12 protein-coding genes are annotated in these 12,212 nt (G+C 52.8%); 7 read left to right on the top strand and 5 right to left on the bottom strand.

What is annotated here, in order from left to right:
- Positions 1-765, bottom strand: coding sequence for an isoprenyl transferase (locus AC1EKS_RS01355; RefSeq protein ID WP_481008475.1), 765 nt, complete (start codon positions 763-765; stop codon positions 1-3).
- Between the two features lie 150 nt (positions 766-915).
- Here AC1EKS_RS01355 and trhA point away from each other — a divergent pair, with 150 nt between their 5' ends.
- Together trhA and greA are read left to right on the top strand one after the other, a co-directional pair.
- Entirely contained in the window at positions 916-1,608 is a 693-nt protein-coding gene (gene trhA, locus AC1EKS_RS01350; RefSeq protein ID WP_481008474.1) for a PAQR family membrane homeostasis protein TrhA, read from the top strand.
- A gap of 145 nt (positions 1,609-1,753) precedes the next feature.
- Positions 1,754-2,230, top strand: coding sequence for a transcription elongation factor GreA (gene greA, locus AC1EKS_RS01345; RefSeq protein WP_481008473.1), 477 nt, complete (start codon positions 1,754-1,756; stop codon positions 2,228-2,230).
- A 69-nt stretch (positions 2,231-2,299) separates the two neighbouring features.
- On the opposite strand, the gene AC1EKS_RS01340 is transcribed toward greA, so the two are convergent.
- The 3 genes from AC1EKS_RS01340 to xseA are packed head-to-tail and all read right to left on the bottom strand — an operon-like array spanning position 2,300 to position 5,273.
- On the bottom strand, positions 2,300-3,775 hold the full coding sequence (locus AC1EKS_RS01340; RefSeq protein ID WP_481008472.1) for an LssY C-terminal domain-containing protein: 1,476 nt from the start codon (positions 3,773-3,775) through the stop codon (positions 2,300-2,302).
- Between the two features lie 3 nt (positions 3,776-3,778).
- Positions 3,779-3,994 carry an exodeoxyribonuclease VII small subunit gene (locus AC1EKS_RS01335; RefSeq protein ID WP_481008471.1) on the bottom strand — a complete coding sequence of 72 codons (216 nt, stop codon included), beginning with the start codon at positions 3,992-3,994 and terminating at the stop codon, positions 3,779-3,781.
- Complete coding sequence (gene xseA, locus AC1EKS_RS01330) at positions 3,987-5,273, bottom strand: exodeoxyribonuclease VII large subunit (RefSeq protein ID WP_481008470.1); 1,287 nt, start codon at positions 5,271-5,273, stop codon at positions 3,987-3,989. Before xseA ends, AC1EKS_RS01335 begins: the two co-directional genes overlap by 8 nt.
- Positions 5,274-5,350: 77 nt before the next feature.
- Here xseA and AC1EKS_RS01325 point away from each other — a divergent pair, with 77 nt between their 5' ends.
- From AC1EKS_RS01325 to AC1EKS_RS01310, 4 genes are all read left to right on the top strand, one after another.
- On the top strand, positions 5,351-6,352 hold the full coding sequence (locus AC1EKS_RS01325; protein WP_481008469.1) for a 4-hydroxy-3-methylbut-2-enyl diphosphate reductase: 1,002 nt from the start codon (positions 5,351-5,353) through the stop codon (positions 6,350-6,352).
- Positions 6,353-6,360: 8 nt separating this feature from the next.
- Positions 6,361-7,806, top strand: a complete 1,446-nt coding sequence (locus AC1EKS_RS01320; protein WP_481008468.1) for an alpha/beta hydrolase — start codon at positions 6,361-6,363, stop codon at positions 7,804-7,806.
- A gap of 101 nt (positions 7,807-7,907) precedes the next feature.
- Positions 7,908-8,984 (top strand): redox-regulated ATPase YchF, encoded by a 1,077-nt coding sequence (gene ychF, locus AC1EKS_RS01315; RefSeq protein ID WP_481008467.1) that lies wholly within the window; start codon positions 7,908-7,910, stop codon positions 8,982-8,984.
- 180 nt (positions 8,985-9,164) lie between these two features.
- Complete coding sequence (locus AC1EKS_RS01310) at positions 9,165-10,448, top strand: ATP-binding protein (RefSeq protein ID WP_481008466.1); 1,284 nt, start codon at positions 9,165-9,167, stop codon at positions 10,446-10,448.
- A gap of 142 nt (positions 10,449-10,590) precedes the next feature.
- Here the strand turns inward: AC1EKS_RS01310 and AC1EKS_RS01305 are convergent, their stop codons facing one another.
- Positions 10,591-10,878 carry a YciI family protein gene (locus AC1EKS_RS01305; RefSeq protein WP_481008465.1) on the bottom strand — a complete coding sequence of 96 codons (288 nt, stop codon included), beginning with the start codon at positions 10,876-10,878 and terminating at the stop codon, positions 10,591-10,593.
- 124 nt (positions 10,879-11,002) lie between these two features.
- Between AC1EKS_RS01305 and xerD the strand changes: the two genes are divergently transcribed.
- Complete coding sequence (xerD, locus tag AC1EKS_RS01300; RefSeq protein WP_481008464.1) at positions 11,003-11,956, top strand: site-specific tyrosine recombinase XerD; 954 nt, start codon at positions 11,003-11,005, stop codon at positions 11,954-11,956.
- The last annotated feature ends 256 nt before the right edge of the window (positions 11,957-12,212 follow it).

Below are 12,212 nucleotides of genomic sequence, written 5' to 3'. Positions count from 1 at the left end.
TTACCTGCCCATGCGACGCTCACGGAGAGCAAAGTCGCGCAGGGCACGGTAGAAATCAATCTTACGGAAGTCCGGCCAGAAGGCTTCACAAAAGTAGTATTCCGAATGGGTAGATTGCCACATTAGGAATCCAGATAGCCGCTGTTCACCGGAGGTGCGGATAACTAGATCCGGGTCGGGTTGGCCCGCGGTGTAGACGTGGGAAGTTATTTCGTCCACGGAAAGTTCTTCGGCCACGGCTCTTAAATCCGCTCCCTCGTTGGCTTTTTCCAGTAGCAACTCCCGCACGGCCTCGGTAATTTCTTCGCGCCCGCCATAGCCGACTGCGATATTTACAGTCAGGGGAGAGTCCTGACAAGAATGTGCCACTGCCTCCCGCAGGCGATCTTGCACCGGATCCGGCAGGAGGGAAAGATTACCGAGTAAACGCAGGTGCCAGCGACCTAAAGAAGCTATTTGCTCTACTACTCCGCAAATAATGTCAAAAAGTTTGGTGAGTTCTTCCCCGGAGCGACGCAGATTGTCGGTAGAGAGCATCCAGAGAGTTACTACCGGAATTCCTACTTCTTCGCTCCAACCTAAAAATTCCAGTGCCTTGTCGGCACCAACCTTATGGCCAGTTTCAGATTCTGCTCCCACTTGATGAGCCCAGCGTCGATTTCCATCCAAAATTACCCCCACGTGGCGCGGCAAAGATTCGGTGGGTAGTGCCTTTTCGAGGTTGCGGGCATAGAGACGATAGAGCAGGTCGGTAAAGTGAGTCAAGCTTTCTCCTTTGGGGGTAATAGTTGAATTTTACCCCTCTAGCGAGCAGTTGACAGTATTTACCCCCTACAATTAGCGTAGGTTGCAACCAGCCACCCTACCGCGGCTTTAGAGGCTAGGGCGGGTTTCTATTCGAACTGAGGAGCACGGATGACACCTGAAGATGGACGATACGTGCAGGTGAAAACGCGGGTAAAGGATTCTTTAAATGCCTTGCCGAAACCTAAATTGCGGGGCTGGATTCATACCATAACCACCCCGCTGTCCTTAGCCGCCTCGATTGTGTTGATTTGTTTAGCTGATACTACTGCGAAACGTTGGGCTTGTGCGGTCTACCTGGTGTGTTCTCTGCTGCTTTTTGGGGTTTCCGCGCTTTACCACCGCATCGACTGGGGCAATCGTGCCCTCAGCGTAATGCGCCGTCTCGACCACTGCAATATCTTCCTCCTGATTGCGGGATCTTATACTCCGATAGCGGTATCGTTACTGGACTACCAACAGGCCAGGAATTTATTACTGTTGGTATGGCTGGGAGCCTTGGCAGGTATCTTGCTGTCTATATTTTGGCCGAGGGCTCCGCGTTGGTTGTACGTACCGATCTATATTTTGCTGGGCTGGGTGGCACTGGCTTATATGGGGCCGCTACGCCAAGCCGGAGGATTAGTACTAATTTGGCTGCTAGTGGCGGGGGGACTGTGCTACTCAATAGGGGCCGTGTTTTACGGAATCCGCTGGCCAGGCAGACGCGCCCGCTACTTTGGGTATCACGAGATTTTCCATGCCGGTACGGTAGCCGGTTGGACCTGTATTTGCATCGCTGCTTATTTCGCGGTTTTGGCTTAAGCGCCTGGAGCGTTACTTTGGGACTGGTATGTTCCCCCGCGCCTCCCAATAGCAACTTCACCGGCAATTTGTTACACTGATACCTGCTGTTTACTGACCGCGCTCGGCGTGGTCAGTCTTTTATTTATTAGCTGAGGAGAACACGATGGCAGACAAGACCTGGATGACCCAGGAATCATATGACCGTCTAAAAGAAGAGCTACGCCATCTCCAAGAAGTAGAGCGTCCGGCGATTGCCCGTCGAATCGATGAGGCCCGGCAAGAGGGCGACTTGAAGGAAAACGGCGGTTACCATGCGGCGCGCGAACAACAGTCCTGGAATGAAACTCGGATTCTGCAGCTAAAAGAAATCATAGAGAATGCCGAGGTTGGCGAGCCTCCCGCAGATGACGGGATTGTGGAACCGGGGATGGTAGTAAAAGCTACTTTGGGCCGGCGGGAAGTGAAGTTCCTGATGGGGTCGCGTGAAGCCAGCCCCGATGTGGATATCGATGTTTATTCCCCGGATGCTCCGCTGGGGCAGGCAATTATGGGACATAAAGTGGGGGATACCGTTGATTACCAGGCTCCCAACGGCAAAAGCATAAAGGTAAAGCTGCTGGAAGTTACCCCTTTTGAGTAGCCAGAGGTGATAGTAGCCAGAGGCAATCCGGAGAAACTGAAACTTTCGGAAGTGAAGGGCGGGTTAAAGCTACTCCACCTTCACCCAACGCCGAGCGGCCGGAGAAGTAATCGCTAAGATTGCCAGCACCGACAGGGTAGTGGAAGTTATCCATAGGGGCGTACCGGAGGCGCCCTCGATTCCCAAGGACTCCATCATCCGCACGATCACCGTTGCGGTAAGCACCAAGAGCAGTCCCAGACGCATCCATTTTTGGTGAAATAAAGTTCCCACGATTAGGACGGTAAGTAAGACCGCTAACGCCATAAAACCGTAACCCGCCAGGCGAGTCTGGTAAAAAGAAAACCCCAACTCATCTGCATATTTTGGGTTGGTAGCGAGGATATAGCCAATCGCCGCCAGCTCCAGAGCATGCAGAACCGTCAAAGTAATTCCGCAGGCGAGAGAAGTGGCTGGCACCTCGCGGTCCCGCAGCAGCCGGCGCTTATTCTTTTTCTCTGCCTGTTCGCGGGAAGAACGCAGGTACCCCTTATGTTGCAAGGCCAAGTTTTCGCGCCGATGCAGATGTTCCTCACTTACCAGATTGGCTTCAATCACCGGTAAGCTCCCATCGGTTTGCACCCGGTCACCTCCGCCATTGCGCGAGTGATAGGCGCTGGTAGCGTCGGGAATTACATCTACTTCAACGCTGGTGCAGGCCGCCCGGACGGTATCTACTACGTGGTCACGTTCAATATCGATGTTCTCGTCAATCTTGTGAGTGATCTGCAAAGTGAATAGAGACAGGCCGACCGCCTTGTCGAAAGTTGCCGCTGCCAGCCAATCTGCTTGGAATCCCCCCGGCAGTTTCCAACCCTCCGGAACCTTCCAAAAACGCACGTGGTGTCGTTGACTGGGATTGCCGTCTACCTCTTGTTGATAGGCAAAATCTTGTTTCTTCCCGAAAAGATAGAGCGGAGAAACCGGAGCCGCCGGGTAGGAACGCTTAAAAACACTGGCGAAAATAATCTTCCAAGAAGAAGAAAGCGTAATCTCGTCTGCCATCGTCCAGCCCGCTGCCTGCATCGCCAGGTGAATATCCTCCTCTTCTCCCAGCCAAGCCAGGTTAATAGGATCCCCCAGAATCCCATCCCCGGTTTTAGAACGCCCAATGTAATAGTCCGGAACGTAGAGCGAAGACATTATCTGATGCAGTCGCGGCAGCGCCAGATAGGCCAAAAGCACCCAGAAAAAAGTTAAATAGATCAGGATAACCAGGGATAACTGGAAACCGTGTTTAAGGAGGATCCAAGCTAGGCGCACGGTTAAAACCGCCGCGATCACCACAAAAACGTAATCGATGATCTGGTAGAAAGTGAGAGGCGCAGATTTGTGATATCCCAGCTTTTGCCCCAATTCAAAGGGCAGATTCTCATCAGTTTCCGATCCTGCCCCCGCGCTAGCCTCCTGGTCTTTAGTAGCCACTAGGGCGCCCTCGCCCTCGCCCATAGGCCCCTGTTTCTTGCCCTCGGCTTTTAGAGTCGGCTTATCTTCGCTGGTTGCCATGGCTTATTCCGGTTTCTTGACCTGTTCTAAACGCTGCTTGGCCTCATCTAAGAAGGATTGGCAATGGTTGGCGAGTTGCTCCCCGCGCTCCCACACCTTTAAAGATTCCTCCAGGCCGAGCTTGCCGGACTCCAGCTGAGCGATAGCGGCCACCAACTGTTCGCGCGCCTGCTCATAGGAAAGTTCCCCCACGGGAACTTCCGTGTTTTCTTCACTCATCACTGCCTCCTGAACTATTTTTCTGATTCGTACCAAAAACCTTGGTTACTGCGGTTCCATCTGCGAAAATCGCCTCTAGCAGATCGCCTTTATTTACCTGCGATACTGATTTGATGACCCCACCAGCCGGCGAGCGCAAAATACTGTAGCCGCGCTCTAAAATCCTCTGGGGAGAATAGGCTTTCAAAGCATCTCGCCATCCGCGCAGGGAAGTTACCTGATTTTCTAACTGAGTTTCGAAACGAAAACGCAGCCGTTGACTGTCTATTGCCAAAGAATGTTCCTGAGCCGCAATAATTGCGGAAGGATCGGCCATCACGGGGCGGCCGCGCAACTGGGCTAACTGTCCCAAGTGCTGATCTAAGAGGGCGAGCATCTGGGTGCGCAAACGGGAGCGGGCGCCCTGGACCCCCAAAGATTCCTCCTGTAAATCCGGAACAATCTTTCGCGCCGCATCGGTAGGGGTAGACGCCCGATAGTCAGCCACGAAATCCAGCAGCGGCGCGTCTTCTTCGTGGCCGATAGCGGAAACTAGAGGGGTGCGTGCCTGAGCCGCCGCCCGCACTAGGGATTCCTCAGAAAAAGGCAACAGATCCTCGACTGCGCCGCCGCCTCGGGAAATCACGATCACCTCTACCTGAGGGATTCTGTCCAGTTCGGCCAGCGCCCTACTTACTTCTGCGGCGCAAGTAGCCCCCTGCACTGCCACTTCTCGCACCTCAAACTCGGCTAGTGGCCAGCGTGCCAAGGCGTTTACCATTACGTCCTGTTTAGCTTTCGCGTTGCGTCCTACAATCAACCCAATTTTTCGAGGAATCACCGGCAACGGCTGCTTGTTTTCCTGCGCAAATAAGCCCTCGGCAGCAAGTTTCTTACGCAGAGCCTCGATCTGGGCTAGCAGGTTGCCCACTCCGATGGCGTGGACTTCTTTTGCGAATAAAGACAGCGAACCCGAACCCTCATAAAAATCCGGTTTGGCGTAAACAACTACTTGCGCGCCCTCGGTAAAGTTATCTCCCACCGGGTCGAGGACTGTGGGCCAGCACTTTACCGTCATAGAAGTGCTTTGCTTAGTGTCGCGCAGAACAAAGAAAGCTATGCGCGCGCCCGGGCGCCGCTTGTATTCCACTACCTGCCCGCTCACCCACAGCGGCGACATCCGGTTCACGTATTTCTTGATATTAGCGGTCAGTAAAGACAGTGGCCACGGGTTATCCCGAGTGGTTTGGGCGGCCGTGGGAGCCAGCTGTTGATTGGGAAAATCCGGATTCGTGCGCACCGCTTCATTCTACCCACAGCTGCTAAGAAGTAATCATCGGTTCGGCGGGAAGAAATATACCTGGGTAGGATAGGGACGTGGCAAAAAAGGTACTCTTGGCATCCCCGCGCGGTTACTGTGCGGGAGTGGATCGCGCCGTGGACGTGGTGGAAAAAGCTTTGTCGCTCTATGGAGCCCCGGTTTATGTGCGCAAAGAGATTGTGCATAACAAGTTTGTAGTCGAACAGTTAAGCGCTAAGGGTGCGCGTTTTGTAACCGAACTCGATGAAGTCCCCACCGGGGCCCGGGTAGTGTTTTCCGCCCACGGAGTATCTCCGGCGGTGCGGGAAGAGGCTAAGCGGCGGGGACTGAAAACCGTGGATGCTACCTGCCCCTTGGTGACTAAAGTTCACCGCGAAGCCCTGCGTTTCGCCAAAGCAGACTATGACATTGTGCTGGTGGGGCACGAAGGTCACGAGGAAGTAGAAGGCACCCAAGGGGAAGCTCCCGACCATATTCAGGTAGTGGGGGATCCCGAAAGCGCAAGCCAAGTAAAGGTGCGCGACCGGGAAAAAGTGGTGTGGCTATCGCAAACTACTTTGAGCCTGGATGAAACTCGGGAAACCGTAGAGAAACTGCGGGAACGATTCCCCGAATTGAGTGATCCCCCCAGCGAAGATATTTGTTTTGCCACCCAGAACCGGCAGGGGGCAGTAAAAAAGATTGCCGAACAGGCCGAAGTAGTAGTGGTAGTCGGGTCTGCAAATTCCTCTAACTCGGTGCGCCTGAAAGAAGTGGCAGAAGTAGGCGGGGCTGAGCGCGCCTATCGTATCGATAAAGCCCTAGAGATGGAAGCTGACTGGTTTGACGGCGTTGAAACCGTGGGGCTAACCTCCGGAGCTTCCGTGCCCGAAGTGCTGGTAAAGGAAGTTTTAGCGCAGCTGGCACAGTGGGGTTTTGCCGAGGTAGAGGAAGTGGAAACTGCCCGGGAAACCGTAACTTTCGCACTGCCATTGCCGCTACGCAAAGAACTTAAAGAAGCCGGGATAATCACCACCGATAATCGGCGGCGCACTAACGATCCCGGACATACCTGCTAGAGACCAAGATGCTAACTTCGGTACCTTTTGTAGTAGCAGTTTGCCTGGTGGCCTTGGGGTTAGTTTTTTCCTTGCCCTTCCTGATTGCGAAGTCTGCGCGGCGGCTAAGCGCGATCTTAAAAGTGGTGGCCGTATCGCTGGTGCAGGTGGTGGCGGTTGGGCTGGTTATCAACCTACCGATGCAGTATGTATCCACTCCCACCGAGCTCTGGCAGATGCTTAGCAACCAGCAAAACACCAAGGTGAAGATTACCGATACCCAGCGGGGAAGGTTGCTAAAAAAGCGGGCGCCCGCAGACTTAGAAAAAATAAATCCTTTAACGGCACCAGCCTTGCCGGGACAAGAAGAATGGATACCCCAGTTCAAACCGCGAGGAAAGGCCGGAGCCATCACCGAGTTCGCCGGGCCAAAATCCGGGGTGAAAGAAAAAGTAATGGTGTGGACCCCCGAAGGCTATGACCCTACGGATCGCTCCACAACCTATAACGTAATAGAGTTTCTGCACGGCTATCCGGGGTCTCCAGTCTCGGTCGCCCTCGCCCTAGATTTTTCCGGCAGCCTCCAAAAGGCGATCGACAGGGGCGAGATCGCCCCCACTATCGCGGTTATTCCGGAAGGAAATGTAGACCTTAAGGCTCCCACCTGCGCAGATGTAGCGGGTAAGGCGCAGACAGCGACCTGGCTCAGTTTCGATATTCCCAAAATGGTGCGTTCTACTTTCCCGAATGTATCCGATAAGCGAAAAGACTGGCTGATTACCGGGAACTCTTCGGGCGCCTATTGTGCCGGGCGCCTGGGGATTACTTACGGCGATGTTTTTGGCGTCTCCGCCGTCCTCTCCGGTTATGATCAACCGATTGTGGGATCTTGGGGAGGGCATACTTCCGCCGCCTTCGAGGCCAATACCCTGTCGAACCTGGTAGGTGAGCCCCGTCCTTGGCCCCTAAATATGTACGTTTTTGGGGCGCAAATGGATCGAGATTCTTTGCATCTGGCGAAGAATCTGGCGCGGGCTCCTTTCAAAGCCGGTGACCGTCTGCAACTACATATTAAGGCGGAGGGCGGACACAACTGGGCTACTTGGCGCGAACAAATGCCAGAGCTATACCGCTGGTGGGAGCAAGTGCGCACCAGCGAGGCTCCCAAGAATTTGCAGATTAATGGCGCTGATTCTGCCCTCTTGCCGGAAACTACTCCGGGACTATTCTCGCTGATGGGATGGGGGACGATCCTGGTTGCGGCTTTGGTCGCCATTTTGGGTCTGGCCGCGCTGATTCGCCGGGTGCCGAAAGTGATGAAAACCGCCACCCGCGCCGCCTTTTTAAAGGCCCTCGCAGGCTCGCTCGGCGCCATGATTTTGGTGATTGTAGCGGTGTTGCTTCCTATAAATCGCTGGGGGGAGTTCTACACCTCCGTTATGGAAATTGTGCACACTATTACCGGAGGTGCCTAGCGGGGGTATTGCCGGGCCTCCTAGTGTGGGGTATTGCCGGGCCTCCTAGTGTTTTCTCTGCGAGATTTCCCGCCGCTTTCGCCCTTCGATAGGGTAGAGGCGTGGCTTTAACAATTGGGATTGCAGGATTACCTAACGTCGGTAAATCAACTTTGTTCAATGCGCTCACCCGCGCAACCGTACTCGCAGCGAATTATCCGTTCGCGACTATCGACCCCAACGTGGGAGTGGTGCCGCTGCCAGACCCGCGCCTGAAGAAACTTACCGAAATGTTCCAGTCTGCGAAAACTGTGCCCGCCACGGTTTCTTTCGTGGATATCGCGGGAATCGTAAAAGGTGCCTCCCAGGGTGAAGGGCTGGGTAACCAGTTCCTAGCTAACATACGGGAAGCCGATGCGATCTGCCAGGTCACCCGGGTGTTTAGTGACCCCGATGTGGTGCACGTAGACGGCAAGATTGATCCTGCCTCCGATATTGAAACCATTTCTACCGAGCTGATCCTGGCGGATTTGCAGACCTTAGAAAAAGCGGTGCCGCGGCTGGAAAAGGAAGTTCGCGGGCGGAAAACCCCGCCAGAAGTGCTAGCAGAGGTAAAGAAAGCCCAGGAGATTTTAGAGGACGGGCAGTTGCTATCAGCCCACAGTGAACTGGATAAGGAACTGCTAAAAGAGTTCCAGCTGATGACTTTGAAGCCGTTTATTTATGTATTCAATATGGATGCCGATCAGATTTTAGATAAAGAGCGCCAAGCGGAGCTGGAAAACCTGGTGGCACCGGCGAAAGCGATTTTCTTAGATGCCCAGTTCGAGGCAGATCTAATCGAACTAGATGAAGAGGACGCCCGGGAAATGCTGGAAGAATCCGGACAAAGCGAGTCCGGCCTCGACCAGTTAGCGCGCGTTGGTTTCGATACTTTGGGGCTGCAAACTTTCCTGACTGCCGGGGAAAAAGAATCTAGGGCCTGGACGATTCATAAAGGTTGGACTGCCCCTCAAGCTGCCGGGGTAATCCATAGCGATTTCGAACGCGGATTCATCAAAGCCGAGATTATTGGCTTCGATGAGTTAGTGGAACTCGGCTCTATTCACGCTGCTCGTGACGCTGGAAAACTGCGCCAAGAAGGCAAAGAATACGTGATGCAAGACGGCGACGTAGTCGAATTCAAATTTAACGTCTAGCGTTATTAGCCTCTAGCGCTGTTTTAGATACACCTACAAACCCGCTATCAGCTTTATCTTGCCAGTGATCGTTCATAAGAACAATCTCTGAAAAGTGCTCAATGAATTGCTTGAAAAGTGCACATTGATTTGCTTGAAAAGTGCTCAATTCCCAGGTAGACTTCCTTTGGAGGTAAGGGGATGAGCTTAAAGAAAGAGGGATATTGCTCAAGACTTATTGACGAAAAAATCGCAAGATATTTAGATATCTTCGGAGCTGTATCTATTGAGGGGCCGAAGTGGTGCGGTAAGACCTGGACGAGTTTGGCACACGCAAATAGCGCCAGTTATGTAACGGATCGAAGTCAGCGTGACCTGGCAATGGTTGATCCCAAATACATTTTTACTCACCTAAGTCCGCAATTGATTGATGAATGGCAGATTGTTCCCGAGATTTGGGACGCAGTGCGGCATGAGTGTGACACAGATAGCGAAAAAGGGAAATTTATTCTCACCGGTTCAACCGCTTTGAAAGTCAATGAAGGTACGCACAAAGTATTCCACTCCGGGGTAGGAAGAATAGTAACCCTGCGCATGCATCCCATGAGTCTATATGAATCAGGTGATTCCACCGGGGAAGTATCCTTGTCGGGACTATTACAAGGAACTGTTGACACAGGTTATGTAGGCCCGGTGGAGTTGGGAAAACTGGCTCTCCTCATTGTTAGAGGTGGATGGCCAGAAAACATCTATACCGCTGAAGAAGATTGCGGAGTTATTCCCGAGAGCTATATTGATTCCTTGGTAACTAAAGATATGCATGAAGGGGCAGGGAAGAAACGTAACCCGCACAAGATGCGTATGCTTTTACGTTCGCTTTCCAGAAATGAGTCAACTTTAGTAGGAAACAAAACCCTGGTTAAAGATATTGAAGAATATGAAAATCAAGATGAATTAATCGAAAGTCGTGCTACCGTAGCAGAATATCTCGCTGTCCTCGACAGTTTATATCTGACCGCAAATCAGGAAGCCTTTAGTCTTAATTACCGCTCTTCAGCGAGGATTGGAAAAACAGCCAAAAGACATCTGGTGGATCCTTCTCTTTGTTGTGCAAGCCTGGGGCTCAATGTTGAAAAATTGCTGCATGACCATGAAACTTTTGGGCTTCTATTTGAGGCACTTGTCGAGCGGGATTTACGAATTTATGCGGATTACTACGGGGGGCATCTCTTCCATTTCCGCGACAATGCTTTGGGTGATGAAGTAGATGCCATCCTCGAGTTTAAGAACGGCGACTATGCGGCTTTCGAAATTAAGTTAAGTGATGGCAGCATCGGTGACGCAATAACCAGTCTTACTCGCTTTTACCAATACGCGAAAAAGAAGCCGAAGGTGATGGGGATTATCGTTGGACACCTTCAATCCGTAATGCAAGATAAAGGAACCGGAATCTACATAATTCCAGCCACCTCCCTCAGACCTTAAATGTTTCTGCATCAGCGCAGCAGGTGATGAGGCAGAGGGAGCAGGGGAGTATAAAATCCCTGCAGGTGGCGTAGGGGGTTAATACTTATAGGGGCATGCCCTCTGGCTCTAGTAACTCCAGGCGTCGTTAACAGGGCTTTGACTAGGCGATTTCCCCGATGATTACATTCCATTGATGTACTTTGCGCTCGGTGATGAAACCTGCCAGGAAAAACGGATCCTCCGCTAAAGCTCCCAAGGCGTCCTCGCTAGATTCGGCTTCTACTGCGATGAGCGCGCCCGGATGGGGATCATCTACCCAGGATCCCACCAGTTTTACTACGCCTTGAGCATGCAGGCCCCGCAAGTGAGCGCGGTGGTCAGGGCGAACCTCATCCATTTGCGAAGCGGCGGCGGGATCGTAAAAATATTCGACGGCGAATAAAGCCATAAATGGTCACTCCTAAAAATTAACGGTGCTTCTATTATCACCCGGGAAGCGAAGCCGCGCCGGAAAATAACTTTTGACGCAGGGGAGGCAAGGTAAAAGTGGATGCGCCCTCTAGACTAAATACATGGATGAAATCGAGCAGGCGAGCGGGGCATATCTAGATCACCTGGCGATTGAGCGCGGACTATCCAATAACACTGTCGGTTCCTACCGACGCGACCTGGCGCGTTACCACGAATATCTAGCGGGCGCCGGTATTCATGTGTTAGCAGAAATTACTCCGGAAACTTTGCGGGCATTCTTGCAGGCAGCCGCTGCCGGGGAAGATGGGAAAAACCCCTTGGCAACCTCGTCAATCGCGCGGCTAATGGCCTCCCTGCGCGGATTCCACGGCTTTGCGGTAAACGAGCGCTTAAGCAGCATCGACCCCACGGAAAACCTGGAAAATCCCCGCTTGGCGCGACCGTTGCCTAAAGCGCTCAGCATCACCCAGACTCGCGCCCTGCTGGAAGCGTTTAGCGGGGAAGATGCCGCCTCCTTGCGTTCGCGGGCGCTACTAGAAACCCTTTATGCTTCGGGAGCTAGGGTGAGTGAAGTGTGTGCCCTTGACGTTGACGATTTAGGGGTTTTAGCTGATAGCTCAGGTGATATGCCGGAAGAAAACCCGATTACCCTAGTTACCGTGACCGGCAAAGGTAATAAACAGCGGCTAGTACCGCTAGGAGAATACGCGGTCAAGGCTTTAGATGCCTATCTGGTACGCGCCCGCCCGCAGCTCGCGCAAAAAGGCCGGGGTAGTTCCGCGTTGTTTTTGAATCTGCGGGGAGGGCGTCTTTCTCGCCAGAGCACCTGGAATATTATTCGCGAAGCCGCGGAAAAAGCGGGGATAAAAACGCCGGTTTCTCCCCACAGCCTGCGGCATTCCTTCGCTACCCATATGTTAGAGGGCGGCGCGGACGTTAGGGTAGTACAAGAACTGCTCGGTCACGTGAATGTAACCACCACCCAGATATATACCAAGGTCACTGCTACTTTGTTGCGCGAGGTGTATCAAGAGACCCATCCGCGTGCTCGGTAGCGGTTGTGGGAGTGCGTTGCGTGGGGCTCAGATTTTTCCTCCTGCCCAAGAATTCGAAAAATGCCCCAGCATTTTCCGAATTCTTATGCCCACCGCACCTACTCGGATAAAATCTGAGCCCCACTTCTTACCTGCTCTGTGCCTACTCGAAAAAATCGAGTCTCCGCACTAAAGCATCGCGGCTGGCCTGAAAAATATAATCTCCTCATTGTGTGCCGTTGCTCGAATGAGGGCTTTATTGCACATTCCCGCAAGT

Source organism: Varibaculum sp. C0165D1, assembly GCF_056590355.1.
This window is presented reverse-complemented; position numbering and strand designations above follow the sequence as displayed.